Source organism: Streptomyces sp. NPDC001393, assembly GCF_053597455.1.
Window position 1 is genome coordinate 1 of the sequence record NZ_JBSFIH010000060.1, and the last position, 24,876, is coordinate 24,876.

The 24,876-nt window shown below is 69.4% G+C and carries 24 protein-coding genes and 6 pseudogenes; 17 read left to right on the plus strand and 13 right to left on the minus strand.

Annotated elements, in window-relative coordinates; genetic code table 11:
* Both ACWC2T_RS38445 and ACWC2T_RS38450 read left to right on the plus strand, forming a co-directional pair.
* Positions 1–147: pseudogene (locus ACWC2T_RS38445) on the plus strand (FtsW/RodA/SpoVE family cell cycle protein); the annotation flags it as partial.
* A gap of 37 nt (positions 148–184) precedes the next feature.
* Positions 185–640 (plus strand): sec-independent translocase, encoded by a 456-nt coding sequence (locus ACWC2T_RS38450; protein ID WP_450674968.1) that lies wholly within the window; start codon positions 185–187, stop codon positions 638–640.
* A gap of 315 nt (positions 641–955) precedes the next feature.
* On the opposite strand, the gene ACWC2T_RS38455 is transcribed toward ACWC2T_RS38450, so the two are convergent.
* The 3 genes from ACWC2T_RS38455 to ACWC2T_RS38465 all read right to left on the minus strand — a co-directional run bounded on the left by ACWC2T_RS38455 (position 956) and on the right by ACWC2T_RS38465 (position 5,095).
* Positions 956–1,876, minus strand: coding sequence for an undecaprenyl-diphosphate phosphatase (locus ACWC2T_RS38455; RefSeq protein ID WP_450674969.1), 921 nt, complete (start codon positions 1,874–1,876; stop codon positions 956–958).
* A gap of 176 nt (positions 1,877–2,052) precedes the next feature.
* Complete coding sequence (gene mgtA, locus ACWC2T_RS38460) at positions 2,053–4,737, minus strand: magnesium-translocating P-type ATPase (protein WP_450674970.1); 2,685 nt, start codon at positions 4,735–4,737, stop codon at positions 2,053–2,055.
* Entirely contained in the window at positions 4,730–5,095 is a 366-nt protein-coding gene (locus ACWC2T_RS38465) for an ArsR/SmtB family transcription factor (RefSeq protein ID WP_450674971.1), read from the minus strand. The genes mgtA and ACWC2T_RS38465 overlap by 8 nt, the downstream gene beginning before the upstream one ends.
* Positions 5,096–5,821: 726 nt before the next feature.
* Between ACWC2T_RS38465 and ACWC2T_RS38470 the strand changes: the two genes are divergently transcribed.
* On the plus strand, positions 5,822–7,039 hold the full coding sequence (locus ACWC2T_RS38470; protein ID WP_450674972.1) for a hypothetical protein: 1,218 nt from the start codon (positions 5,822–5,824) through the stop codon (positions 7,037–7,039).
* Between the two features lie 785 nt (positions 7,040–7,824).
* Positions 7,825–7,962, plus strand: a pseudogene (locus ACWC2T_RS38475) (IS481 family transposase); the annotation flags it as partial.
* A 578-nt stretch (positions 7,963–8,540) separates the two neighbouring features.
* On the opposite strand, the gene ACWC2T_RS38480 reads toward ACWC2T_RS38475, so the two are convergent.
* Positions 8,541–9,242 carry a metal-dependent hydrolase gene (locus ACWC2T_RS38480; RefSeq protein WP_450674973.1) on the minus strand — a complete coding sequence of 234 codons (702 nt, stop codon included), beginning with the start codon at positions 9,240–9,242 and terminating at the stop codon, positions 8,541–8,543.
* Positions 9,243–9,366: 124 nt separating this feature from the next.
* Entirely contained in the window at positions 9,367–9,870 is a 504-nt protein-coding gene (locus tag ACWC2T_RS38485; RefSeq protein WP_450674974.1) for an LURP-one-related/scramblase family protein, read from the minus strand.
* Between the two features lie 110 nt (positions 9,871–9,980).
* Here ACWC2T_RS38485 and ACWC2T_RS38490 point away from each other — a divergent pair, with 110 nt between their 5' ends.
* Positions 9,981–10,367 carry a hypothetical protein gene (locus ACWC2T_RS38490; RefSeq protein WP_450674975.1) on the plus strand — a complete coding sequence of 129 codons (387 nt, stop codon included), beginning with the start codon at positions 9,981–9,983 and terminating at the stop codon, positions 10,365–10,367.
* A gap of 364 nt (positions 10,368–10,731) precedes the next feature.
* On the opposite strand, the gene ACWC2T_RS38495 is transcribed toward ACWC2T_RS38490, so the two are convergent.
* Entirely contained in the window at positions 10,732–11,028 is a 297-nt protein-coding gene (locus ACWC2T_RS38495; protein WP_450674976.1) for a Tn3 family transposase, read from the minus strand.
* Positions 11,029–11,243: 215 nt separating this feature from the next.
* On the opposite strand from ACWC2T_RS38495, the gene ACWC2T_RS38500 reads away from it, so the two are divergent.
* Positions 11,244–11,717 (plus strand): hypothetical protein, encoded by a 474-nt coding sequence (locus ACWC2T_RS38500; protein ID WP_450674977.1) that lies wholly within the window; start codon positions 11,244–11,246, stop codon positions 11,715–11,717.
* Positions 11,718–12,015: 298 nt separating this feature from the next.
* Positions 12,016–12,192, plus strand: coding sequence for a hypothetical protein (locus tag ACWC2T_RS38505; RefSeq protein ID WP_450674978.1), 177 nt, complete (start codon positions 12,016–12,018; stop codon positions 12,190–12,192).
* A gap of 38 nt (positions 12,193–12,230) precedes the next feature.
* On the opposite strand, the pseudogene ACWC2T_RS38510 reads toward ACWC2T_RS38505, so the two are convergent.
* Positions 12,231–12,395 (minus strand): annotated as a pseudogene (locus tag ACWC2T_RS38510) (hypothetical protein); the annotation flags it as partial.
* A gap of 204 nt (positions 12,396–12,599) precedes the next feature.
* On the opposite strand from ACWC2T_RS38510, the gene ACWC2T_RS38515 reads away from it, so the two are divergent.
* From ACWC2T_RS38515 to ACWC2T_RS38525, 3 genes are all read left to right on the plus strand, one after another.
* Positions 12,600–13,262, plus strand: coding sequence for a hypothetical protein (locus ACWC2T_RS38515; RefSeq protein ID WP_450674979.1), 663 nt, complete (start codon positions 12,600–12,602; stop codon positions 13,260–13,262).
* Positions 13,263–13,889: 627 nt separating this feature from the next.
* Entirely contained in the window at positions 13,890–14,117 is a 228-nt protein-coding gene (locus tag ACWC2T_RS38520) for a hypothetical protein (protein WP_450674980.1), read from the plus strand.
* 100 nt (positions 14,118–14,217) lie between these two features.
* Complete coding sequence (locus tag ACWC2T_RS38525; protein ID WP_450674981.1) at positions 14,218–14,457, plus strand: hypothetical protein; 240 nt, start codon at positions 14,218–14,220, stop codon at positions 14,455–14,457.
* A gap of 17 nt (positions 14,458–14,474) precedes the next feature.
* Here the strand turns inward: ACWC2T_RS38525 and ACWC2T_RS38530 are convergent.
* The 4 genes and pseudogenes from ACWC2T_RS38530 to ACWC2T_RS38545 form a co-directional block, all read right to left on the minus strand.
* Positions 14,475–14,642, minus strand: a pseudogene (locus ACWC2T_RS38530) (IS5 family transposase); the annotation flags it as partial.
* 69 nt (positions 14,643–14,711) lie between these two features.
* Positions 14,712–14,867, minus strand: a pseudogene (locus ACWC2T_RS38535) (IS5/IS1182 family transposase); the annotation flags it as partial.
* Positions 14,868–14,938: 71 nt separating this feature from the next.
* Positions 14,939–15,319 (minus strand): DUF4386 domain-containing protein, encoded by a 381-nt coding sequence (locus ACWC2T_RS38540; protein ID WP_450675012.1) that lies wholly within the window; start codon positions 15,317–15,319, stop codon positions 14,939–14,941.
* Positions 15,250–15,699: a DUF4386 domain-containing protein gene (locus ACWC2T_RS38545; RefSeq protein WP_450674982.1), complete on the minus strand. Its 450-nt coding sequence runs from the start codon at positions 15,697–15,699 to the stop codon at positions 15,250–15,252. The genes ACWC2T_RS38540 and ACWC2T_RS38545 overlap by 70 nt, the downstream gene beginning before the upstream one ends.
* Positions 15,700–15,798: 99 nt before the next feature.
* Between ACWC2T_RS38545 and ACWC2T_RS38550 the strand changes: the two genes are divergently transcribed.
* A complete protein-coding gene (locus tag ACWC2T_RS38550) occupies positions 15,799–16,545 on the plus strand; it encodes a TetR/AcrR family transcriptional regulator (protein WP_450674983.1) in 747 nt (248 codons plus the stop codon).
* A 495-nt stretch (positions 16,546–17,040) separates the two neighbouring features.
* On the opposite strand, the gene ACWC2T_RS38555 is transcribed toward ACWC2T_RS38550, so the two are convergent.
* A complete protein-coding gene (locus ACWC2T_RS38555; RefSeq protein ID WP_450674984.1) occupies positions 17,041–17,430 on the minus strand; it encodes a hypothetical protein in 390 nt (129 codons plus the stop codon).
* A gap of 101 nt (positions 17,431–17,531) precedes the next feature.
* Positions 17,532–17,791: pseudogene (gene mihF, locus ACWC2T_RS38560) on the minus strand (integration host factor, actinobacterial type); the annotation flags it as partial.
* A gap of 338 nt (positions 17,792–18,129) precedes the next feature.
* Here mihF and ACWC2T_RS38565 point away from each other — a divergent pair.
* From ACWC2T_RS38565 to ACWC2T_RS38590, 6 genes are all read left to right on the plus strand, one after another.
* Positions 18,130–18,807, plus strand: a complete 678-nt coding sequence (locus ACWC2T_RS38565; RefSeq protein WP_450674985.1) for a hypothetical protein — start codon at positions 18,130–18,132, stop codon at positions 18,805–18,807.
* Positions 18,808–19,825: 1,018 nt separating this feature from the next.
* Entirely contained in the window at positions 19,826–21,646 is a 1,821-nt protein-coding gene (asnB, locus tag ACWC2T_RS38570) for an asparagine synthase (glutamine-hydrolyzing) (RefSeq protein WP_450674986.1), read from the plus strand.
* Between the two features lie 52 nt (positions 21,647–21,698).
* Positions 21,699–22,160 carry a PPC domain-containing DNA-binding protein gene (locus ACWC2T_RS38575; protein ID WP_067055458.1) on the plus strand — a complete coding sequence of 154 codons (462 nt, stop codon included), beginning with the start codon at positions 21,699–21,701 and terminating at the stop codon, positions 22,158–22,160.
* Positions 22,161–22,165: 5 nt separating this feature from the next.
* The gene (locus ACWC2T_RS38580; RefSeq protein ID WP_450674987.1) at positions 22,166–23,356 is read left to right on the plus strand and encodes a cytochrome P450; all 1,191 of its coding nucleotides are present in this window, start codon (positions 22,166–22,168) and stop codon (positions 23,354–23,356) included.
* A 19-nt stretch (positions 23,357–23,375) separates the two neighbouring features.
* On the plus strand, positions 23,376–24,047 hold the full coding sequence (locus ACWC2T_RS38585; protein ID WP_450674988.1) for a DUF6875 domain-containing protein: 672 nt from the start codon (positions 23,376–23,378) through the stop codon (positions 24,045–24,047).
* Complete coding sequence (locus ACWC2T_RS38590) at positions 24,044–24,793, plus strand: SDR family oxidoreductase (RefSeq protein WP_450674989.1); 750 nt, start codon at positions 24,044–24,046, stop codon at positions 24,791–24,793. The genes ACWC2T_RS38585 and ACWC2T_RS38590 overlap by 4 nt, the downstream gene beginning before the upstream one ends.
* Positions 24,794–24,876: the final 83 nt, after the last annotated feature.

Consider the following 24,876-nt stretch of genomic DNA (forward strand, 5'->3'; position numbering starts at 1 on the left):
CCCTTCCTCGCCCAGGGCGGCTCGTCCATGGTCGCCAACTGGCTGCTCGTCGCCGTCCTGATCAAGGTCAGCGACACCGCCCGCCGCCCGCCACCCATACCGGCAGCGGACGTCAGTGCCGCCGAGACCCAGTTCGTACGGCCGTGAGTCCGGCGTCCCCTTCGGCGACAGAGCGGAGGCACCGATGTTGTTCGACGTGAGTCCCCTGGACCTGCTCGTCCTGGGAATCATGATCATCCTGCTCTTCGGCCCCGACAAGCTGCCCGAGGTCATACAGAAGATGACCGGGTTCCTGCGCAAGGTCCGCGAGTTCTCCGAGGCCGCCAAGGAAGACGTCCGCTCGGAACTGGGCCCGGAGTTCAAGGACCTCGAGCTGGAGGACCTGCATCCGAAGACGTTCGTGCGCAAACACCTCCTCGGTGGCGAGGACGACGGCCTGGGGATCGAGGAGATCCGCTCCGCCCTGGATCCGAGGGCGGAGCTGGCGGAACTGGCCGACGCGGTGAACGGCGAGCCGGGCGAATCGACCGAGCGGGCCGCGCGAACCGAGCCGACCGGGCGGGCCGGGGGTGGGGCGAGAGGAGCGGCCTCGCCGAAGCCGCCTCCCCCCGCGCATGCCTACGATCCCGACGCCACCTGAGCCACGACGAGTGGTCAGGCTGACTGGGCTGCACCGAGCGATCAGGGACACCGCGGAGGCCCGGCCCGTCACCTGCGGGATACGGCGGACGACCGGCCCGTCACCCGAGGGACACGGCTGCGCGCCGCCCCCATCACCCGAAGGCAAACGGGCCGCCCCTCGACGGAGGACGGCAACGCACCGCCCCTTGAGCCCGAGGGGGAAAGCGTCCCCCCTCGCCCCGCGTGGCAGCCGCTGCCACACCGGCTGAGGCGGACGCCCCTCACCCTGGCGCGAACCAGCCGATCCCCGGCTCAACTTGAGCCGACAACGCCCTTACGCCAACGTGAAGTACGCCAGGCTGCCCAGGCCCGCCACCGAGCAGTAGATGGCGAACGGGATGAGGGTGCGGTTCTCGAAGTAGCGGACGAGGTAGCGGGTGGCGAGGTAGGCCGCCACGAAGGCGGCGACGCTGCCCGCCAGCAACGGACCGCGCAGGCCGTCGCCCTGGGAACCGAGCAGCGGGGGCAGCTTGAGCAGCGCGGCTCCCCCGATCACCGGCGTGGCGAGCAGGAACGCGAAGCGGGCGGAGTCCTCGTGGCCCAGGCCCTTGAAGATCCCTGCGCTGATCGTGGAGCCGGATCGGCTGATGCCGGGGAAGAGGGCGAGGATCTGGGCCGCCCCGATCGTCACGGCCTGCCGGATCGTCATCCGGGTTATCCGCAGGTCCGACTGCTCCTCCGCCGAGAGATGCTCCTCCCCGGGTGCGGTCACGGCCCCGGCCCGTCTGCGGCCGGTGCCGCCGCGCCGCAGCTGCTCGGTGACGAAGAGCACGATGCCGTTGAGCGCCAGGAAGATCGCGGTCGGGACGGGCTTCCCGAGCGTCGTGCGGAACACCTTGTCGAGCGCGACGCCGGCGACCGCGACCGGAATGCAGGCGCTGACGATCAGCCAGGCCAGCCGCTGGTCCACGGTCTCGATCCGGCGCTGGGTGACCGACGTCGCGAGGCCCCGAATCACCCGGACCCAGTCCCGCCAGAAGTAGACGACCAGCGCGAGCGCGGTGGCCAGGTGGAGGCCGACCAGCTCGTTGAGGTAGAGGGACCCGTCGGCGGAGACGTCCAGGTCGTGTTTCCAGTGCCCGCCGAGCAGCGCGGGGATCAGGATGCTGTGCCCCAGGCTGGAGACGGGGAACAGCTCGGTGACGCCTTGCAGCAGGCCGACGCCCACGGCTTCGGGGTAGGTCAGAACGGACATCGGGCGGCCTTCGTCTCCAGGTGCGCGAGGGGGCGGAACCGCGGACCCCGCGCGCGGCGGACGGCTCCGGCCGCGCAAGGTACTACAGGCGGGCAAGAAACCTGACAGGTCACCCGAAGCGTCCGGCAACCATTGCTGCCTCTTTGGGACGCCGACACCCGAACCAGCGCCAGGAATTACCCGGCTTCGCCCGGATTGGCGCCGCCGAGCAGGTTGCGTTCGTGGTGCTTGCGGGCCAGGACGAGTCCCGCGGCGTAGAGGGCGAGGACGATGGTGAGAAGCAGGTAATACTCAAGCGGGAGCGTGGTGAGGCCGAGTGGCGGGCCGAGAGGGGAGGGTGGCAGCACCAGGCCGATGACCGCGAGGGCGGCCGCGGTCCAGCCGACCGGGCCGGGCGGTCGGTCCTCGAAGAAGCGGCGGCCGGTGCGCAGCAGCAGCATCACCAGGCTCTGGGTGATCAGGTTCTCGGTGAACCAGCCGGAGTGGAAGACCGCCTCGTCCTCGGCCGGGCCCGCGCCGTGCAGGGAGAGGGCCAGGGCGGCGAAGGTGGCGAGGTCGGCTGCCGCGTTGAGGACGCCGAACCCGGTGATGAAGCGCAGCAGGGCGCGCGGGTCGAGCGCGGCGGGGCGGCGCAACAGGGCCGGGTGGGGGCGGTCGTAGGCGAAGGCGAGTTGCACGGTGTCGAAGCACAGGTTCTGCACCAGCACCTGCGCCGGAAGCATCGGCAGGAAGGGCAGCAGCAGGCCGGCCGCGAGCATCGCGATGACGTTGCCGACGTTGGACGACAGGGTGACGCGCAGATACGTGGCGATGTTGCCGCTGCTGTGCCGGCCCGCTGAGATGGCGTGGCCGATGGCGGTGAGGTTCTTCTCGGCGAGCACCACGTCGGCGCTCTCGCGGGCCACGTCGGTGGCGTCGCGCGGCGCGATGCCGACGTCGGCCGCCCACAGCGCGGACACGTCGTTGACCCCGTCCCCGAGGAAGCCGACCGTGTGCCCGCCGGTGCGCAGCGCGACGCTGATCCGTGCCTTGTGCTCGGGGGTGCAGCGGGCGAAGAGCGTCGTACGGCGGGCCAGCTCGGCCAGTTCGGTGTCGGTCAGGCCGTCGGTGTGCTCGGCGGTGACGACGGCGTTCGCACCGAGCGGGATGCCGAGGTCGCGGCAGGCCCGGGCCGCGGTGCCGGGGTGGTCGCCGGTAAGGATCTTGACGGTGACGCCGTGGGCGGCGAGCGCGGCGAGGGCGGGCGCCGCCGTGGGCGCGAGGGCGTCGCGCAGGGTGACAAAGCCGCGGAAGTCCAGGCCGCGTTCGTCGGCCGGGGTGTAGTCGCGCAGCCGGGCCGGGCGTTCGGCGGTGGCGACCGCCAGCACTCGCAGCCCGTCGCGCGCGGCCCGGTCCGCAAGGTCCGCCAGGCTTCGCGCCTCCTCCGGCTCCAGGGGGCAACGCTCCAGGACGGCCTCAACGGCACCCTTGACGACGAGCGTGTGCGAGCCCAGCCGGTCGGGGGTGCGCACCACGGCCGTGGCCAGCCGGCGCACGGGATCGAAAGGGAGCGCCGCGACCCCGTCGTACACCATGAGGTCGTCCTCGTCCGCCGCGTCCAGGACCGCCTCGTCCAGGGCATCGGGCTCGGGCAGCTCGGCGAGCTGAAGGGTCCACCAGGCGTTGACGGCGGCCCAGCGCACCACCTCGGGATCGTCGGCACCGGCCGCGTCCAGGCCGCGCTCGACCACCGGCCGGTCCTGAGTGAGGGTGCCCGTCTTGTCCAGGCACAGCACATCGACCGCGCCCAGGTCGTGCAGGGCCGGGAGCCGTTTGACGATCACCCCGTGCGCGCGGGCCAGCAGCGATGCGCCGCGCGCCAGACAGGTGGTGACGACGACCGGCAGCATCTCCGGCGTCAGCCCCACCGCCACCGCCACCGCGAACGGCAGGGTCTCCAGCCCCCGGTCGCGCAGCGCGGCGTTGGTCATCAGCACCAGCGGCGGGGTGAGCAGCATGAACCGGATCAGGATCCACGAGATGCCGTGCACGGACCGGTCGAAGGCGCTCGGTTCGCGCTGCCCGAGTGAGCGGTCGTGGGCGGCCGCGAACCGGGTGCGCCCGCCGGTGGCCACCACCACGGCGGTGCCGCTGCCGGTGGCGACGCTGCTGCCCTGGAAGCACAGCTGCGGCTGCTCGAACTCGGCGGTGCCGGCCGGCCCGGCGACGTCGGCTGCGTGCTTCGGGACCGGGGCCGACTCCCCGGTCAGCGCCGACTGGTGGACGGTCAGGCCCCGCGCGCGCAGCAGCCGTACATCCGCCGGGACCAGGTCGCCCGGGCCGAGCTGGACGATGTCGCCGGGGACCAGGTCCTCCACCGGGATCTCCCGGGCGACGGGTGCCGCGTCCTCGTCGGCCCGGCGCAGCACGGTGGAAGTGGTGGCGACCAGCCCGCGCAGATGCACCACGGACCGGTCGGCCCGGCGCTCGCCCGAGGCCCGCAGCACCGTGCTGATCACGACCAGCACGAGAATCACACAGGCAGTGGCCCAGGCGAACACCACCGCGGAGACCACGGCGAGGCACAGCAGTACCGCGGTGAAGGGGTCGCGCAGGCTGCGCAGCGCCAGGAGCGGCCAGGAGACGTCCTTGCGGGCGGGCAGCGTGTTGACCCCGAAGCGAGTCAGGCGCAACGCGGCCTCGTCCTCGGTCAGCCCGCGCGGTCCGGTGTCCAGCCGCCGCAGCACCTGCAGTGCCGTGCCCGCGTCCGGCGTCCCGGCGGCCGTCCGCGCAGCGGTGCCGCCCGGCGCGCGCGTGCCCGGTACGACCCCGGACACCGGCGCCGCAGCGTCCTCTCCCCAGGCCGGGGCGCTCCTAGGCATCGGTCCCCTGCAACCCGCCCGCGAGAACGGCCGGTTCCGCGGCGCGCCGGGACAGCTGACCGACCAGCACGCGGACGACCGTGACGACATCGGGGTCGCCGACGTAGTAGATCTGCCGCCGGCCCTCCCGGCGGGAACGGACGAGACCCGCGAGTCTGAGCTTGGACAGGTGCTGGCTGACGGCGGGCAGCGCCCCGCCGATCCGGTCCGCGAGCGCGCTCACGTCGCTCTCGCCCTGGGCGGCCAGTGCCCACATGATGTGCAGCCTCGGCGCCGCGGCCAGCAGCCCGAAAGTGGCGGCCGCCTCCGCGAGCACCTCGGCGGACGGATCCTCGAAGCCGCCGGCGATCTGCGCCACAGTCCCCTCCCTTTCGCCACCGGTCCACCAGGGTCGTCCGCATGCGCGCGGCCACCAGTCTAGGCGTCACCTGCCGGACATCTCGGGCGTCACCTGTGAAACGGGGCTGGGCTCGACGGAAGCGTCGGCCGGCCGTGGTCTGTGCCTTCAGGTGGCTGATGGAGGCTGGGCAACAAGGCGGGCCGCCCACCAGCCGTGTGCAGGCGTCGGTCGTCACTCGGTGCGGCCGATTCCGGAACTGCAACCATGCAACGAGCTTTCCCCGCTCGCGAAGCGGCATCCGTCCCACCGCCATTGGCCGATGGGGCTCCCCACCGCATCACTGACGGACCGCCATCCAGAGGAAACGCCATGACTCCCGACACGGCCGCTCCGCCGGTCGCCCCGGTCCCTCCCCTGGGCCGCGCGGGACCGGCCGGTGAGGGCGTCGCCGGGCTGAACCGGTTCGTCGATGACGCCTGTGATCGAACGCCCGGTGCCGTGACTCTCGAATGCGGCGCCCGGCGTCCGACCTATGCCGAACTAGGCGGCCCGGCCGGCCTCGGACCGCCGCCGGTTTCTCATGGTGGTTTTCACGGCGTGATGAGCCGGCGCTGACGCACAGCTCCGCCGTCCCGGGCCAGGTTTCAGGCACTCCATACCCAAATCTCATGGTTGTGCAGGAACCCGGGAGCGGTCAGGGGGAGTCATTCCAGGCAGGGGGTCGACCACCAGGGAGGCTTGAGGATGGCTGATCAGAGCAGCCGCCCCGCGCGGGGCGGGACCGCCTGGCACTGGTGGTTCCTCGGCCCCTGGGCGGCGATCTGGTTCCTGGCGGACCTGCACGGCGGCGGCTACTCGTGGCACTACTTCGCGAACGGCAGCACCTTGCTGTTCTCCGGCTCCGGAGCCTCGCCGACGGGGGGCCTGCACCTCTACGCGAACTACCCGAACCTGCAGATAGGACCACTGGCCTTCCTCTGCGCCTGGGTTCTGGGAAACCTCGGCGGGGTCGTCGCCGCCCAGCTGACGATGATGAGCGTCGGCCTTCTGGTGCTGTGGCTGGTCGAGCAGACGGCACTGGCCCGGCAGCCGGATCTGCGGTCGCGCCCGCAGGCCCTGCGGACGACCGTCGCGGCCGCCGGTGCGGTGTTCCTGATCGTCTGGGCATCCCTGGCGGTGCACTACAGCCACCTCGACGACGTGCTGGCGCTGCTCTTCGCGGCGCTGGCGATCCGGGCGGTCCTCGCTGACGTCCCGGCACTGGCGGGACTGAGCCTGGGCCTGGCCGTGGACGCCAAGCCCTGGGCACTGGTCTTCCTGCCGCTGGCTCTCGCCGTGGCCCGCACCCGACGACGGCATGTCGCCTTCTACGCCGTCGCCGCCGTGTTGCTGGCCTGGCTGCCCTTCGTCGTCGCCGACCCCGCGACGCTGGGCGCGACCCAGTACCACATCGTCAACGAACCGTCCTCGGCGCTCCGGGCGCTCGGGGTGTCGGCGGCGGGGACGCCGTCGTGGGACCGGCCGGCGCAACTCGTACTCGGCTGCGTTCTCGGGGCGGCCGCGATCCTCCGAGGGCGCTGGGTTGCGGTGCCGCTGCTCGGCATCGGCGCGCGACTCCTGCTGGATCCCGGCGTCTACGACTACTACTCGGCGGGACTCCTGCTCGGCACCCTGGTCTGGGAGGCCCTGGGGCTGCGTCGGCCCGTGCCCGTCTGGTCGCTGGTCTCCTTCGGCGCGCTCTACCTCGCCCCGAGGCTGACCAACGACGCGCAGGTCCTGGGCGACCTCCGACTCTGGCTGATTCTCGCGGTGACCCTCAGCGTCCTGCTGGCTCCACGGGACTGGTGCGTCGCGCCGAAACCGAGCAAGGTCGCCGTCGGCGCCCTCCGACTTCCTCCCCAAGGCCCGTGGGTCGCCCACTCAGTCGGCGCGGAAGCGAGCAGGCCGTCCCTGCATCACTGAGCGTGACTGACACGAGCCAGGGCACAGGCTCTGTAACTACCGCGTCGACAGGCGGCCGTGAACCTGCTGACCGAAGGGGCTCGATTCCCTGCCCCGCCGACCTGGTCCCGGACGCTACCGATCCGGAGGCCCTCACCCAGCGTATACAGGGCAGTTGAGAAGTAGCGAGCCGTGTTCATCGCCGTCGAACGCCAAGGCCCGCGGGGACGGTCGAACCGACGTGCTCAGTGCCCCACAGCACGCCATCGATGCCCGGTGTACGACGCCGTACGCGAGGCACCGTCCTCCACCTGATCCGCTTCCGGCAGATTCGCCCCGGCTCCCCCGCCGGCCCCGTCCACCTCGTGCTGCACGACGTGCTCAGCGAGGCCCGGGCCACGAACCGGCCCGCCGAACTGCAGGCCGCCCTCAATGGCCACCTCGAACGCCTGGCCCTGCCATCCCGCTCACGCCCTGACGGTGCACCCGCGCCTCAGCGACTCAGTCCCAACCAAGGTTCCACTGAGCCTGATCCCCGGGACCTCCAGTTCGAGGAGGGAGGCCCGGCCGTCACCGGTGAGAATCGAACAGCGGCGGGCCCGGCCAGTGAGGCAACCGCCGCCGTCACCACGTCCGTAGCGGTCAGACGGGGCTACTAGCCGACGGCGTGTGGGCGGCCCCGTGCACCCCGGAATGCGGCCCCTCTTCGCCGCCTGAGCCTGCCGACGGCACGGTTGTGCCTGTTGACGGTCTAAAACTGACGATCACCGTTGACACCTGGGTCTCTGATCACTACGGAGATCCACATGCCGAAGTCCACTCCCACCACCCCGCCGCTTGACCGCGAGGCCAAGCGGCGCCTTGCCGTCAGACGCCGCGTCGAAGAGGTCAGCGGGAACGTTGCAATGCCCTGCCGGCACTTCGGGATCAGCCGGCGGGCGTACTGCTACGCGATCCGCTCGGAGCGGACCGGATTCCAGCACGTCCACCCCACCATGGCCGCCAACGGCACCTGGACGGCACGCCTGAGCGCCCTTGAGCCCGGCATGTGGCGCCTGTTCACCCAGTTCACCCCGGCCGACGGTCCGGGCAAGGGACAGGATCTCGTCCTCAGCCGCACCGTCACCGTCCCCAGCCCCACCTCCGCCACCGCCCTGCCGGCACCCTCGCCCTCGACCACCGTCGACGGCTACGCCCTCACCGTGCGCGGCCACCTGAAGGACCGCGCACGACAAGCCTGTTGGCGGTGACTGTCCGCAAGAGCAGCATGCCGGTCACCGACCTGCAGCCCTACCTGGGCACCTTCGCGGACACCTGACCGCCTTCCACCAAGGCGACCTGGCGTTCGCCCACCTGCACCCGCAGAACAAGGTCGCAGGCGGACACGGTGGGCTCCCTGGACTTCATGGCCGCTCTGCCCGCCTCCGGCAACTGCCCCCGCATCCTCGGCCGAGTCCCCGACCGCACTGTGATGCTGCGCAACGACGCTGATCGCACGGCCTCGATGGAGCCGGGCACCACCTCAATGCAAGGGATGCGGCGACAAGACCGTCAGCCAGAGCAGGACGATCGTCCCGGCACCCATCAGCGGTGTCAGTATCTCGGTCTCCAGCTTGTTGCCACTGCTCTTGATCAACACGATTTCGTAGCGGGTCTTCAGCGGCCACAGCCAAGGTGCGCCCTGCTTGGTGATGGAGTCACCAAGCAGGTGGGCCAGGCAACCCAGACCGACCGCGTAAGGCAGCCAACCCGGCGCGGAGGGGATGAACTTGGCGATCGCCGAGGTGCCCAGCGCTGCCATCGCCACAATGGTGCCCCAGGCATGGAAACCATGGCCGGATGGGCAGAGATTGAGCGCGCGTACCGCCATCGCCAGCAGGAAGAAACACATCCCGAGTGTGAACGGCCTGCCCAGGTAGGCGATTCCGGCCCAGGTGCCCACTGTCATGAGGGCGATGAAGAACAGGGAGTGCGTGGCATGGCGGTGACCACCGGAGATCCAGGCGACGAACCGGCACAGCATCCGGGAGACCGGACCAAGGAAGTTCGCGATCGTTCCATCATGGTGGTCGAGGTCGGGCAGCAGTGCGGCGCCCGCGCACAGCACCGTGCCCATCAGGATCTCCTGGGGCTGCAGATGCGTGTGCAACAGTGCGGGTGGAAGGTATACAGAGGTGCCCGCGAACAGCAACGCGCCGCTCACGGCATGCGAATGACCCATCATGATGAGGTGGTTCCCCCCGATCAGGCGCCGTCTCAACGGCGCGTCGATGTCCCAGCTTCACAGCTGTACTGCGTCCAAGACGCACATTTGTCAGCGGGCTACGCGCGCCGAAAAGGTGCGTGGGTCAGAGATTGGTGAGCTGTTCACTCCTGCGGTCCTCGATGATGTGGTCCACACACACCGCGAGGACGATCAGCAGCAGCGAGTCGGCTTCGTACATCACGTCCACGGCGTAGGCGTCGCGGAGGCTGAACCAGCGGCGCGAGATGTGTGCCAGGGTGGTTCCGTTGTCCGCGATGTCGAACTCACGATCCCAGAGGTTGCCCGATATGCGCAGCCGGCGGCCGTCCCGCAGGGCGACCTTGAAGCGGTCGCCGAAGATGCGGAATCTCCGCTTACTGATGCGGCCGATGGTCTCGCCGTTCTGTTTGATGAGGATCGTGTGATGAAGGGTCAGCACCTTCTTCACGATGCTCGCGACCTGGTCGCCCTGGGTGTCCAGGAAGTGGAACGTGGTACGCAGCCGCAGGAGTTTGCGGTCGACCCTGAACAGCTTCTGCCGGTGCTCCGTCTCGACCCAGGCCTCCTCGTGGAACGCCAGCATGCGATCGCGTACCAGATAGCGCATGAAAAACCCCGTTCAGATCGAGACATGGCGCGGACACCCGTCCGCCGAATAATAGTTGCATCATTGCGCAACGCAGCAACGGCACCTACACCCGAAACGAGGAGTCACACATGACCACCACAGACCGCCACCACCCGAAGGGCCGCGTGCCAGCGCTGCTCCTGACACTGCTGCTCGGGCTGGGCCTGACGGTGACACCGGCGGCCGCCGCAACCGGCGCCCAGCAACGGGCGACGGCCGCAGTGACCACCGTACGCACTGGACCCTTGTCTCCGAAGACCGCCTCCGACGTTGGTCTCCGGCACCGCACGTCCCGGCATCACTCCTCGTCGGCCCGGTTCCACACCAAGAAGACGAGGAAGAAGAGCGGCTTCTTCAAGAAACTCGGCATCTTCCTCCTGGTTGTCGTCGTCCTTGTCATTCTCTTCATCGCCGTGCTGATCTGGTTCCTGGTCCGGCTTGTCCGCCGGGCCTTCGGCCGCGGTCACCGGGACTGAGCCGCCCACCGGCCGCACGCACCTGAAGTGTTGAGGCCCCGGCGTCAGGTGCACGGATCCACGCCGCAGCCCAGCGAAGACCGGACGCGGGGGTGCTCCGTCGCCGTAGGTCGGGTCGTTCAGGCTCGACCAGTCCGTCCCGCCGCCCGGGGGTGCGCCGTCCCACGCCATGCCCTCGACGTAGACGAACTCGTGGACCCCGCCGACGCGGGGGTGATCCGTACGGGCCGGTCATGGTGCTGGACCTGACGGGGTAGTCCCCGCCGGCTCAGGGTGGTCGACACGGCAGTCCCCCGTCTCAGCCCTCGCCTTTCCCGCCGACGCGAGGGACGTTCCGGCGCCTTCATTCGGCGCGGTAAAACGGCTATGGGGAGACGCCAATGACATACGCGTCGCGCCGGACGGTCGAGCACACCAGTGGTCCCGCTGGGCGATCACGGAGTTGGCTCCGTTGGAGGACTCCATGACGTTCAGGCCCTCCTCGATCTCCCAGCTGGAGGTCGCGCAGCCGCAGGTGGCGGGCCACGAAGACGGTCTTCAGTGCCCGACCGACCTCCAGCATGGCCGCGTAGGTGGGGTGGGCAGCGCTGCGGGTGAAGCGGCGAAGGATCGCCTCGGTCGACGCGGTACGGATCCGGATCGCGGTCGCGCAGTTGATCACCTGATCGTACTACTGGGCGATCAGTTCCCAGCGGATCGGGCGGGCCAGCGCCGGGCCGAGCTGTGGTTAGGCGTCCGAGTCGCCGGCAACCGGCCGGTACAGCTTGACCTTCTTGATACGCGGGAGCAGGTCGATTTCAGCAGCCTCGTGACGTCGAACCCGATTTCCGACCCGCATAGAGTGAGATCTTCGATGGAGTGGCAGGGGCAGCGACTGTGGAAATCACCGTCCAGTGGATACGGACGTCCTGGACGAAGCAGTCCCGAGGAGGAGAGGCTGCCGCCCGTAGGAACGCAGCTCCGGTCGGCTTCGCTGTCCCTGCTGTGCCGCACCAGTTTGCGCACATGGTCCGCATGCATGAGCGATATGGCTTCGAGCCCCGTGGCGGCCAGGAAGACCTGCGCAAGGTCGACGTCCAGCTGCGCGAAGCCGACGGTCGGTTGCGGGTCCAACCCCGAGTGGAGCCGCTGTTCGGCATACCGCCTCGGCCGCGCAGGCCCCCCGCTGTTCACCTCGTCCCCGGCCAGTGGGTCCGCTGGCAGCTCAACTACCGTTTCAGCAGTGCATCGGGCATGCAGGACTGGTCGTACTGGATGGACACCTTCAACATCGCTTACGGCCCAGTCGACGTCGACGTGTTCTTGTCGGAGCCCACTGTGTACGTAGACGAGCGAGGACCGCTCCGGTAGCTCCGCCACGGGTTGATCACGCACTGGAGCCGATCCCCTCTCCTTCAGCTTTGAGGGGCTGGCCGAGGTCGGCCAGGAGCCTCGCGATGCGTTCGCTGGTGCAGCGGTGGCGTTCGACCTCGCGGTCCAGCCGCGTTCGACCGCGTCGCGGGCGAGGGGCAACTCAACCTCACGCCGAGCGCGAAGCCGCGGCGCGTATTCGGGTGTGGTGACGAACTTCGCACAGGTCAGGTAGAGATGGCACTCGCAGGGGCCTTCGGCGAGGAGCCAGAGACAGCGACTGAGTTCGAGTTCGGTCTTGAAGAATTTCGTCCTGAGCCAGTCGACCGAGGCGTCCGGCAGCGTGCCGTTGCGCAGTTCGTCGGCGGCCCGGGCTGGCGATCGTGGCGCCGGGACCGAGCACGGCCTGGTAGTCGCGCAGGACTTCCTGGTCACTGATCTGCGCGTAGACAGGGCCATGTTCACGGAGGTGTGACCGAGGACCTTCGTGATCGTGTGGAGCTTCACGCCGTATTCGGCAAGCTGGGTGCCCACCGTGTGGCGGAACCGGTGAGCTGAGACGGTACCCCGGCCGGTGCCGCCGCGACCGCCGGGGCGGACGAGGCCAACGGCTTTGCAGGCGGCCTGGATCGGGGTCTCGAACAGGTAGTACGTCGACAGCAGCTTGCCGTGGCTCATGAACAGGTAACGGATCACTTCGCCAGTCCGCTCATCGGTGAACTGCCTCTCCGGTGCGGGTCGGCGCGCTTTGGGAGTGGACAGGCCCGCTCGCTGAGATTCCCCACCACCCACCCGTCGCCGTCACGCACACCCCCCTCATGCGGTCCGGGCCGGTGCGGCACAATCGCGGTCAACTGGGCGAACAACGGTGGGGGTGGGGACGTGGGATTCTATGGTTCGCGAAGCCGACGTAAGGACATACCGAACGAGCCGGCGCTACTGGCTGCGGCTGCTGAGAGTCCCGGTGGCAGCGTCGCCGAGATCGACCCGACGTATATCGACGACCCGAACGGCTACGTACCTCCCGAGGCCATCCGCGGCGCGTGGTTGGTGGACAGCAGCGGGAAACTGACAGGTGAGTACCAGGAGAATCCCCGTCACGGGGTGCCGCAGGACGACTTCAGCAAGCTCACTGAGCCTGATCACTGGCTTGGCTGGCTCGGCGATGATCCCGCGACCGGGGTCCGGAAGGGCATCGAAGAGTGCTTGCGCGCCCAGGTGGCAGACGCGGTGGTCGAGTGGGTCAAGATCCCTGAAAGACCGCGGTTTCTCACGGGTGGGCGTCGACATTCTGAGAACGAACAGGTCATGTTGGTCACCCGCGCGGCACTCGCCGCGCCGTTCGCACTGTCCGTGCGCACAACGCAGCACGGGCGTTCCATCCTCCTGGGGGTGTTCTCCTGGGCGGCGGTGAACCTCTCACCGCCCGGAGTCCGCAAGGACCGGCACTGGTTCGACCTGGGCGTCGGGCTGGACTGGGCCGGTGAACGGCTCCAAGAGCGGATCTACGAGGTGGACGGTGAGGACGGCACCGCCGAGCGATAGAACGGCAATGCCATGCCGTACCAGCGGTCAGAGCGGATACATGACGCCGTCGCGGCCGACCTTGCGCAGGGCGGTGGCGTGCGCGTCGCCGGCGGCGCGGCGCCGACCGTAATAGTGCTGCGCCGGCCCCGGCCCACGGCCGGCAACTGACCGGGAGGCTGCAGCTTCCCCCTCCCCCGCTTCATGGGCCTGGGCGAGGGAACGCACTGCCTCCTGGAGCCACCGGCCGCCTGGGCACGACAGGCGGCCGGTCCGGCCTCGGCTCCTCGTCCTGAGGGCCGGCAGGGGCATCCCGCTGCGGCCCCGGCCCCCTTAAAGAGCGTTTTGTCCCGGCAGCGGTGTTTGATAAGGGAGCTGTCTCACCTGCGGGAATATGGTGAGACAGGCGGTGCTACCGAGCGATTCAATGTCAGGATGAACGATTCTCTGTGGGGTCGGCTCTCGGCCGAGGACCAGCGGGAGGTGGACCAACTGGCGGCTGCGAGGGGCCACGTTCGGGCCATCGCATTGATGCGTGAGCGCGCTGGTCTGCCGCGGCCAGATCTCCGTGATTGCGTTGACCTTTAGGGGTTGACGCACTTGACGAGGCGTGACCGCCGACCCGGGGGCCTCGGGTAGCGCCTCACCGTGCAGATCACCTGGGCAGGCGGGCACCGTACCCGAGGCGAGGTCATCCGCCCCGTCGGCCGCCTGGACCAGCTCAGCTACTTTCCTCATCTGGCAGCCCGCGCCCACGAGCCCGCCCAGGCCGGCCACACCGCCCCAACCATCGCGAAGATCCTCAACGACGAGGGCTTGCGGCCACCCAAACGCCGAGACCACTTCGGCACCCAGGGAGTACGCCAACTCCTGTAAGAACTGGGCTGCGTCAGCCGCCAGGAACACACCCAGCGCCGGGCCGCCGCCCCCTGAGCCCGACGAGTGGTGGCTCACCGGCCTCGCCCGCGAGCTCGGCATGCCCCGCGTCACCCTCCATGGCCGGATCGAGAAAGGCTGGGTCACCGCCCACCAACGCGACGACGCGCGCCACTCCTGGAGCATTCACGCCGATGCGGCCGAGATCGAACGGCTCCGCCGACTGCACCAGTTGCCGCGCGGGAGCGGCGCCCGCCAGGCATGGCTGCACCACCAACGCCTGGCGATAATCGACAACGAGGAAGAACAAGGAACCCATGACGACGAACCGCAGGTATGACAGCACTGCGGCTTGCTCTTCTCTACCGCGTGCCGTGCCTTGTAGTCCTCGCGGTCGAACGCCGGAGGCCGCCCGCCGACCCGCCCGCGCCGTTCGCGGCCGGCGGCTTGGTCGGCGGGCTCCGGGATCGTGCACCGGATTCCGCGCTTTCGCAGGTGGGCCCGGTTGGCACGGGAGGAGTACGCCTAACAGGCAAGTGAGTTGGCTGTCGGGTCGATCCAGGCAGGAGCTGGGGAGACGCCATGTCGGCCGCCAAGGACTTGCAGCACCTTGTCCAAAACCGTCCGGTCGCTGATCCGGCGCCGGTGGCAGCCCAAGGGGTGGACTGGATCGAACGTGGGCCGCTGCGGCAGCAAGGCGGCGAATTGGTCCCAGAGCGGTACGGTCAGCCAGGACGGCAGCACAGGCACAGGTCCCCCCAGTGATCACTGTCCCGCCTGCCGACCGGGCCGCGCCCGCCGCCTGTCTGCGCAGGCCGACGTCACTGGGCCGGGTTGGCAGGAGCCTCGGCTTCGGGTCGTACCATCAGCGGCAGCTCACTGTCTGCCGGCGTGGGGGCGGTGACCTCGAACGCGGCGACAGGCGGCTTGAATCCCCTGGTGATGAGCCAGATGGCCAAGGTCAGCTCCCAGGCGAACACCGGGATCGCGGTGAGCGCCCCTACTCGGGAGAGCTGCTGATAGAGGCCGAACAGCTCAGCGATCGCGGAGGCGAAGATCAGCGGGCCGCCCATCAGCCCCAGCACGGCGATGACGCGCGGCACGAGCTGTGAGCGGTACATCAGGTACGCCATCACTGTCGTGTTGGCTCCGCAGATGAAGTCGGGCCCGAGCAGAAACGTCCAGTCGTGGACCGCGACCAGCGCTCTGTCCGTGGTGAGGAGCGAGGCCGGGTCCGCCCCCTGCGGGGATGCTGACGCAATGTCACGACGGCAAGAAGGCTGACGATGCCGACGGTGATGACAGCCGCCTCCAGGGTGCGAAGGCCGACGTAGCCGACGGCGAGCCCCTCGCTGTGCCGCCGGGCGACGGGGAACAGCATGAACGCGGTGCCGACGATGGCGATGGCGAGGACCACTTCGAACAGGGCACCCAGGAGCACCCTGGTGTCAGCGCCGTGGCCGGCGACGTAGTCGGCGTTGTTCAGCACCGGGCCGTACAGAGCGAGCCCACCGATCGAGGTGACGTGGGTGATCAGGAAGCACACGCCCGCCGCTGTCGCGAGCTTTCTCGGTGAGGCCACCGGGACTCCTTGGTATGTGGCCACATGGAGGTGTACGGCGTACACCGATCGCTCGTCACGGTATGGTGTACCCCGTACACCCGTCAAGGAGGGAATCGAGTGACGACCGGTCGCAGGGCAGGCGGTCAGCAGATCGCCCAGCAGACAGAGCCGGCCCGACGGACGCCCCTCAACCGCGACCGCGTGCTGCGTGCCGCCGTGGCGCTCGCCGACCGCATGGGCATCGAGGCGCTGAGCATGCGCAGCCTGGCGCACGAGCTGGACGTCGTGCCGATGGCGCTCTACAAGCACGTGGCCAACAAGGAGCAGCTCCTCGACGGCATGGTGGAGGTCATCGTCGGCGAGATCGAGCCCCCGGCCGACGATGCGGAGTGGAAGAGCGCGATCCGCCGCCGCATCCTCTCGGCGCGACGAGCACTCCTGCGCCACCCCTGGGCCTCGCGCGTCATCGAGTCCCGGACCACTCCCACCCCCGGCGTACTCGACTACCTGAACTCGATCATCGGCATGTTCCTGGCCGGCGGCCTGTCCGCCGACCTCACTCACCACGCGATGCACGCCCTGGGCAGCCGCGTATGGGGGTTCACCCAGGACCTGTTCCCTGCCTCGCCGACTCCGGCTCCGGCCGACGCCCACCCGCAGGCTCCGGCGGGGGCCCTGCTCGGCGAGATGGCCGCCCGGTACCCCCACATCGTCGAGATCGTGATGGCCCGGCCGCACGACAGCGCATCGGTGGTGGGCCAGGGCTGTGACGATCAGTTCGAGTTCGAGTTCGCCCTGGACCTCCTGCTGGACGGAGTCGAACGCCTCCACCGGCAGGAATGGACTTCCGCCGAGCGAAGCTGACGCTACACCCGCCCGCTGGACCAGGCCATGGATCCTCGCGCCGTGCCCTTGTAGCGCGTCACCACGTCAGGGTTTCCGACCAGCGCCGACCATCTTTGACCGACCGCCAATCTGCGCGGCCTCTAACAGCGGGCAGGCGGATGCGCGGCATCGTCACCGGCGATGCCGCGCACTCCCGGCCGCCGGACTCCGCTGGGTGGAGTGGATGCCAGGCATCATCGGTGCGCACCCGCGGCATCGGGGTGCACTCAGTGACCAGCCTCCCGGCCGCGATGCTGTCCGGGCTCCTGCGGGCGATGCGCCCGCTGGTCGTCCTGGCGCACCGGGGTGCGCTGCGTCAGCATCGTCCTGTTCGGCGTAGCGGTCCATCCGGGCACGGGAGTGGGCTGCCTGACGGAGCAACGACGGCGCTCGCCCCAGAGGTGCCCGGGGCGGGCGCCGTTCTCTTCTTCGTGCTTCGCGGCCTAGTGGGTCCGGATGTTCGGCTCGGTGGTGTCAGCTGACCTTCAGGACCAGGTTCTTGGGCCATCCCGCCTTGTTCAGCCTTGCGAACAGGTCCTTGATGTTGGCGGGCGTCAGCTTGAGGCAGCCGAAGGACTTGTAGTCGCTGTCCCCGTCCCATCGTGTGGGCTCAGAACCGCCCTGGGTGCCGTTCTTCGTCATCTCGCTGTGGATGAACAGGTCCCCGCGCGTGACCTTCTTGTGACCGTGAGGCCTCGGGGTGCACGGCATGTCGGAGAGCTGGATCGCGTAGCCCTTGATCGTGCTGTTGCGGTTGGTCTGGTGGCCCTTGATCTGGTAGGTGGCGCTGGGCAGCCATCCCCGGTTGGGGAAGCTCTCGTCGGTGTTGCCCACGCCAGACGCGGCGCGGTAGCTCTTGACCACCTTTCCGTTGAGGTGCCGCCGCAGGCCGGCTTGGCCGGAGCCGACATGCCGGACTCGTGTGGCTGACGGCCCTGATCCGTGCCCGGTGTCAGGGCCGTCAGTACGCGTCGGCTCTCGGAGATCTCCATCTGCGACAGGAGCTTGTGGGCCCGCCCGCACCTTGCCGATATCGGGGAGCGATTCGAGCAGGGCGCGGACCCGTCACCTTGCCGATGGCCTCGGAGGCGCTGGCCAGCACCTCGGCCAGGGACATCCTGCCGTGCTTGAAGGCATCCTTCACCTCGGCCCGCTCCTTGCGCGCGGCGGCGGCCTTCTCGAGAGCAGCCCGGCTCTGATGGTGACTGAGCGAGGGCAGAGCCATGACGGGGTCATTTGCGTTGTACGACACGAACGACCCCATGATGTCTACGAGCCTGGGGCTTTGACCAGCAGTGATGATGATCCCCGAGATTCACCACCCGTCTCGGCCGGCCCCCTCACCGCAACCGAAGCTCGCTTCAGCCTGCCGTGCCGGACCGGCCACGCCTCAGGCCAGGGCGGACTCTCGTCGTCGGCGCCACGGTGCGGCGGCACGGAGCAGCGGCACGGAGCTGCGTGATTTGATCAGTGCGTGCTGCTCCACCTGTGAGCCGCCCGACGGACCACCCCACCAGATGTGCCCGGCACCCCGCCGTGGCCGCACACCCCAAGGAACCGCGTATGAGCGACGACCTGCCAGCCCGCACAGACCACGGCAGTGCCCCGAACCCCCTGCGCAGCGTGTACCTGAGGCTGGTCGCCGAGGAATCGATACCCGAGGAAGCACGAGGGCAGTTCAGCTACCTACAACCGCTGGCCACGGACCTCCTGGCGGGCATCGCCCTCGACACCCCTGACAACGTCCGCGTCCTCGACGACCGGGACGTGGCCCTCGTCGAGTGGGACACCCTCGCGGCCGCCGCGCGTGCCAACTTGCTCGGCGAGCCGGTCAACTACGACACCTTCGATCTCGCCGATGGCGCGGTCCTCCACATCCTCGGCCACCCGGAGTCGGTGTTCGCGGCCAGCAAGGTGCTCGTCTTCGACGAGGCGGTGCGGGCCGCCGGCGGCCCCGAGATACCGGACGAGGGTGTGCTGCTGGTCGTCCCGAACCGGCACAACCTCGTGTTCTACCCGCTCGCCGACAGGCACGTCGCCGAGGCCGTCAACGGCTTGGCGCAGTTTGGGCAGGGCGCCTACGAGGATGGCCCCGGACGCCTGTCCCCCCGGGTGTTCTGGTGGCGCGCCGGCACCCTGACATCGATCACGGTTTTCGACCGGGAAAGCCGGACGATGAGGATCTCCCCGCCCGACGAACTCATGACGATCATGCGTCGCCTGGTCGGCACCGCCGGCTGAGGTGCGCCCGCTCACGTAGGCCCGGCGCGTGGGGACGTGGACCTGGTCCGCCGCGCTCTGGGCCGGGTGGAGTTGTGCGCCATCCAGCTACTCCGGGGCGTCCAGGATCTCCGCGTGTTCCTCGGCGACGAGGGCGAGGGGGTGGCGAGATTGTGAATGACCGCCAGATCGACGCGGGAATTGACCCGCCGCCCGCCGCGACCGCACCCTCCTGCGCGCCGACGGACTCGGCGCCCTGGCCGACCTCGGCGAGCGGGCGCTGCTGGACGTCCGCCAGGCGTCCGGCCCGTGGCCCGCTCCCTCAACCGGGCCGTGACGAACCAGCCGCATCGGCGGCGACCCTGCAGGTCGACCTGGAGCCGAGGAAATCACTGCGGTCATCGGCGCGTGGAAGCAGCCACCGCGTAGATCCCCCCGCTTCGAGATCGCGATTCGCTACAAACCCAAGCCCACCACGGCACAGAATTGCATGCCCCCCAACCATCAAGTCCACAAAGAAAGCAACAGGGCGCCGCCGAACATTGTGATTACTCTGGGCAAATAATTCGGCATTCAAATATACATGTTTCACCAATTCGCTAGAAGCGCGCCTTCCACGCCAAGTCTGCGCCGAGCACAACCCACCCAAAGCAAGATCCCATGCCCGTTTGCGCACTTCCGGCTCCCGTCACTGCGTTGCGGCAACTGGGGATTGCCCGAAGTGTGATGTCGAGATGCCCGTATCCCGCCGTCGCGTGTCCGTTTCCTCTCCGCCTCAATGCGTCTTGATCCTGGCCAGAGCCACACCGTGAGAAATCCCGACTTCGAAACCCTTTGATAATGTCTCCGGTGCATCCACGGGGCGGATACTGGCGCGCACTGCCAGTTCCCGATACAGGTCCTGATCTCGGGTGGACCTTCCAGTCGAGTTTCCGCGCTCTGCGGACGCGAAAGTCCGAAAACAGGCGGCATACGAGCGCGCTCTCGCCTCGTGACGGTGAGACACGCTGTACGCGGGACACCATGAATGGACAGCCGAATGTGCGGTATCGCAGGCTGGGTCGACTTCGAACGAAACCTCCTCACCGAGCGGGCCGTCGTGTCCGCCATGACCGAAACGCTCGCCCCTCGCGGCCCCGACGACACGGGAACATGGCTGAGCCCCCACGCGGCGCTGGGCCATCGGAGACTGGCCGTCATCGACCCTGACGGAGGCCGGCAGCCCATGGCCGCAGAGGCCACGGCCGCCGTCCTGACCTACAGCGGGGAGGTCTACAACTTCTGTGAGCTGCGTGCTCAGTTGGAAGCCAAGGGGCACCGCTTTCATACGCGCAGCGACACCGAAGTGGTCCTGCACGGCTACCTCCAGTGGGGAGAAGAGGTGGTCGAGCGGCTGAACGGCATGTACGCCTTCGCGATCTGGGACACCCGGACGGAAGAGCTCCTGCTGGTGCGCGACCGATTGGGCGTCAAACCTCTCTTCTACTGCCAACTACCCGCCGGGGGGCTTCTGTTCGGGTCGGAGCCCAAGGCGATCCTCGCGCATCCGCGGGCGCCGCGGGCCGTCGACGCCGACGGCCTGCGCGAGATCCTCACCATCGCCCGGACTCCCGAGCACTCCCTCTACAAGGGGCTGCACGAGGTGCGCCCCGGACAGCTCCTGCGCTTCGGGCGCGAGGGCCTGCGCAAGCGACGGTACTGGACCTTGCGGGCCCATGACCACACCGACGACCTCGACACCACCATCACGACGGTGCGGGAACTGCTGGAAGACATCGTCGAACGGCAGCTCGTGGCCGACGTCCCGCTGTGCTCCCTGCTCTCGGGCGGCCTCGACTCCAGCGCCATCACCGCCCTGGGGCTGCGCCACGGCGGCCTGCGCTCCTTCGCCGTGGACTTCGTCGGCCTCGCCGACCACTTCGAGGACGACGGGATGCGCGGCTCACCCGACGGACCGTACGTCCACGACGTCGTACGGCATCTGCGTCCCACCCACACCGACATCGTGCTCGACGCCGCCCGGCTCGCCGAGCCCGCGCTGCGCGCCGATGTGGTCCGGGCATGGGAACACCCGCAGTTCAGCGGGGACATGAACACCTCCCTGCACCTGCTGTTCCAGGCGGTCCGGGAGCACTCGACGGTGGCCCTGTCCGGCGAGTCGGCAGACGAGGTGTTCGGCGGGTACGCCTGGTTCCACCTGCCCGAGGCGGTGGCCGCGCCCACCTTCCCCTGGCTGGTGTTCATGATGCGCCGGCAGCGCCCCGACGATCTCTTCGACCCGGCGCTGCGCAAGGAACTCGACGTCGTCTCGTATGAACGCGACCGTTACCGCGAGGCGTTGGCCGAGGTGCCGCACCTCGACGCGGCCGATCCGACGGAGCGCAGGATGCGGGAGATCTCCTATCTGCACCTGACCCGCTTCGTGACGATGCTCCTCGACCGCAAGGACCGCCTGAGCATGGCGCACGGGCTCGAAGTGCGGGTTCCGTTCTGCGACCACCGTCTGGTGGAGTACGTCTTCAACACGCCCTGGTCGATGAAGACGTTCGACGGGCGGGAGAAGAGCCTGCTGCGCGCCGCCGTCCAGGACGTACTGCCGGCCTCGGTCCTGGAGCGGCGCAAGAGCCCCTACCCGGCCACCCAGGACCCCGCCTACGGCCTCGCCCTGCGGGCCTCCCTCGCCGGGCTGGTCGCCGACGGCACCGCTCCGGTGCTGCCGCTCCTCGACCAGCGGGCCGTCCGGAGCCTGCTCGACTCACCGCCCCGGGCGACCACGTCCACCCTGACCCGCATCAGCCTGGAGATGGTTCTGGACCTGAACACCTGGCTCCAGTCCCAGGACCTGCGCATCACCTTGTGACGCCGTCCTCCGCTCCCCCCTTGCACACCTGCCCGACAGGAGTGAACCACCCATGCGTACCCACGAGTTGAAACCCGGCCGGACCTTCGGAGTCAACTTCGACCACGGCGAGCACTTCCTGCCGTCCCTGGCCCGCTTCTGCAGGGACAACGGGATCCAGCAGGGATACGTCCCCATGTTCCTCGCCGCCTTCGCCGAGACCGAGATCGCGGGGACCTGCCAGCGGGTGGAAGACCCCGAAGCGCCCGTGCGCCTTCCGGTCCATTTGGAGAAGGTGGAGGCCATGGGCTGCGGCACCTTCTCCTACGACCCCGCCAAGGACGAGATCGTCCCGCACGTGCACGTCACTGTCGGCCTCAAACAGCAGGCGGCACTCGCGTACTCAAGTCACCTGATATCGGCCACCGTTCAGTACCTCACCGAAATGCTCGTGATCGAGGTCCTCGCGCCGGCGATGCGCCGGCCGGTCCACACCGACCTGTGGGACGTCCCCCTGCTCACCTTCGAGGACTGAACACCATGGCACCCGAGGCATTTCCCTTCCCCGACGAGCCGCTGGGCGAGGTACCGCGCAGCTGTGCCCGGCGACGCGCCCACGACCCGCTGGGCGACGCCGTGCTGCCCAGCGGTGACGTCGTCCGCGTCGCGGTGCGCTTCGCCGACGTCGAGGCCGTGCTCACCGATCCCCGCTTCAGCCGCGACCTCAACCGGCCCGGTTCCCCTCGGCTCCAGCCCGACGCGGACATGTCCGAGGACCGCGACACCCTGATCAACCTGGACCCGCCGCGCCACACCAGGCTGCGCCGGATTCTGTCCCGCCCGTTCTCCGTGCGTGGCAGCGAGACATGGCGCCCGCGCATCCGCGCGATCGCGCAGGCGCTCGTCGACGACATGGTGGCGGCCGGCCCACCGGCCGATCTGATGACCGCCCTGGCCCGTCAGCTGCCCATCCGGGTGATCGCGGAGATCCTCGGCGTCGCCGACTGCGACCTCGACCGGTTCCGTGACTGGTCCGAGACGGCCATGACCATCGGGCCGGACCGAGCGGCCGCACGGGCCAAGGGGCGCACCGAGTTCTACGCCTACCTGACCGACCTGGTCGAGCGCCATCGGCGCGAGCCCGGTACGGACCTGCTGGACGCCATGATCGCGGCGCGCGACGGCGAGGACCGGCTCACCGAGGCGGAACTCATCGACACCGCGCGGTCCCTGCTCCTCGCCGGCCACGAGACCACCATGACCACTCTGGGGCGCGGGGTGTTCAGCCTGCTGCGGCACCGCGACCAGTACGAGGACTTGGTGGCCGACCCCGAGTTGGTGGCGCCGGCCGTCGAGGAGATCCTGCGCCACGACTTCCCCGCCGACGTGGGCTTCCTGCGCGTCGCCCAGGAAGACGTGGACCTTCCTTCGGGGCGGGTGGCCAAAGGGCAGGGCGTCATGCCGCTGATCTCCTCGGCGCACCGCGACGAGCGGCACTGCCCGGACCCGGACCGGTTCGACATCCACCGGCCGTCACCCACCCACCTCGCCTTCGGCAAGGGACCGCACTACTGCATCGGCGCCCATCTGGCGCGCATCCAGCTGCAGGAGGCTCTCTCCATCCTCGTACACGACCTTCCGGGGCTGGCCCTGGCCGTTCCCGCGGACGAAGTGCCGTGGCAGCCCGGCATGGTCACCCATGCCCTGGCCTGTCTGCCCATCACCTGGTGATCTTCCGGACGGGGGCTTCATGAACACGACAGCAGCACCTTCCCTCTACCGCTACGACGAACTGGCCCGCCTCAGCCGCGACCTGCCCGTCATCGAACGCATCGCCGCCTGGTGCGAGGAGTTCCTGTGCCGGCCGCATCCCGGCCTCGGGCGCGGCGGCTCGGTCTGTCCCTACATGCCGCGCGCACTGGCGGCGAACCATGTCGCCTTCACCGTGGTCCGCACCCAGGGCCGCACCCGCGGTGCCATCGACGAGGCCATCGCCGCCCACCGCACCGCCTTCCTCGCGATGGAACCGACGTCCGGGCCCGGCTCCTTGGACAAGGCGATCGTGGTGATCCTGCCAGACGTCGCGGAGGAGGACGCCGCCGAGGTGGTGGACGAGACCCACCGCAGGCTCAAGGCGAGCTTCGTCGCCTCCGGCCTCATGATCGGCAAGTTCCATCCGCGCAGCGCCCAGGGCGGCCTGCACAACTCGGCGTTCCGGCCGCTGCGCAGCCCGCTGCCGCTCCTCGCCATCCGGCACATGGTCGACTCCGACCTGCCCTTCCTCAACCGCCCCGACGATCCCGTGTCCGACCGCATCGGATTCCTCCAGGCCTACGAGCGCCGCTTCGAGGGCGCCGAGGGCTCGCCGTGGGCGGCCCGGGGCCAGGCTGCGCTCGGCGAGATCACGGAGGAGGAGCGATGACGGCCTCCACACGGCGGGTCGCGATCGTGACGGGCGGCACCCGTGGCATCGGCGCGGCCCTCGCACAGCGCCTCGCCGACAGCGGCGTCGACCTCGTCGTCGGCTACGCACAGGACTCCTCGTCCGCCGATGCGCTGGTGCGCCGGATCGAGAAGGCCACGGCGGTCCGCGTCGTCGCGGTACGTGGTGACATCGCCCGTGCGGACACCGTCGACGCGCTGTTCGCAACGGCCGACAAGGAGTTCGGCGGCGTCGACATCGTCATCGGCTGCGCTGGTGCCCACGCCCGCCGACGCGGCCCCCTGGCCGAGACCGACGATGCGGACCTGCGCCACGTGCTCGACGTCAACCTCCTGGGAACCTGCCGTCTCCTGCGGGCCGCGGCCCGGCACGTGCGGCCCGGCGGGCGCGTCCTGGCCTTCTCCAGCTCCTCGATCGCCCTGGGCGTGCCGGGACAGGCCGTCTACAACGCGAGCAAGGCCGCCGTAGAGGTGCTGGTCCGTCACCTCGCACGGGAGCTGGCCGGGCGCGACGTCACGGTCAACGCCGTGGCTCCGGGCCCGACCGGCACCGAATTGTTCCTGCACGGCAGAACCCCCGAGGACATCGAGACTCTCGCCCGGCAGGTGCCGCTCGGCCGCATCGGCCGCCCCGAGGACATCGCCGATCTGGTGAGCTTCCTCGTCGGCCCGGCCGGCGGATGGATCAACGGACAGGTCGTCCGGTCCAACGGCGGCATCGTCTGACCCGCCCGGCCACCTCATCCCGGTCACCCGTGCCCGCCTGAAGACGCACGGACCGCACTCACCCCGCACACGGAAAGGAGCGC

Excerpts from the sequence above, each read along its gene's own strand:
- ACWC2T_RS38480 (WP_450674973.1), bottom strand. The coding sequence starts at position 9,242 with ATGATGGGTCATTCGCATGCCGTGAGCGGCGCGTTGCTGTTCGCGGGC.
- asnB (WP_450674986.1), top strand. The coding sequence starts at position 19,826 with ATGTGCGGTATCGCAGGCTGGGTCGACTTCGAACGAAACCTCCTCACC.
- ACWC2T_RS38490 (WP_450674975.1), top strand. The coding sequence starts at position 9,981 with ATGACCACCACAGACCGCCACCACCCGAAGGGCCGCGTGCCAGCGCTG.
- ACWC2T_RS38485 (WP_450674974.1), bottom strand. The coding sequence starts at position 9,870 with ATGCGCTATCTGGTACGCGATCGCATGCTGGCGTTCCACGAGGAGGCC.
- ACWC2T_RS38585 (WP_450674988.1), top strand. The coding sequence starts at position 23,376 with ATGAACACGACAGCAGCACCTTCCCTCTACCGCTACGACGAACTGGCC.
- ACWC2T_RS38450 (WP_450674968.1), top strand. The coding sequence starts at position 185 with ATGTTGTTCGACGTGAGTCCCCTGGACCTGCTCGTCCTGGGAATCATG.
- ACWC2T_RS38565 (WP_450674985.1), top strand. The coding sequence starts at position 18,130 with ATGAGCGACGACCTGCCAGCCCGCACAGACCACGGCAGTGCCCCGAAC.
- ACWC2T_RS38455 (WP_450674969.1), bottom strand. The coding sequence starts at position 1,876 with ATGTCCGTTCTGACCTACCCCGAAGCCGTGGGCGTCGGCCTGCTGCAA.
- ACWC2T_RS38525 (WP_450674981.1), top strand. The coding sequence starts at position 14,218 with ATGCCCCGCGTCACCCTCCATGGCCGGATCGAGAAAGGCTGGGTCACC.
- ACWC2T_RS38580 (WP_450674987.1), top strand. The coding sequence starts at position 22,166 with ATGGCACCCGAGGCATTTCCCTTCCCCGACGAGCCGCTGGGCGAGGTA.
- ACWC2T_RS38575 (WP_067055458.1), top strand. The coding sequence starts at position 21,699 with ATGCGTACCCACGAGTTGAAACCCGGCCGGACCTTCGGAGTCAACTTC.
- ACWC2T_RS38470 (WP_450674972.1), top strand. The coding sequence starts at position 5,822 with ATGGCTGATCAGAGCAGCCGCCCCGCGCGGGGCGGGACCGCCTGGCAC.
- ACWC2T_RS38590 (WP_450674989.1), top strand. The coding sequence starts at position 24,044 with ATGACGGCCTCCACACGGCGGGTCGCGATCGTGACGGGCGGCACCCGT.
- mgtA (WP_450674970.1), bottom strand. The coding sequence starts at position 4,737 with ATGCCTAGGAGCGCCCCGGCCTGGGGAGAGGACGCTGCGGCGCCGGTG.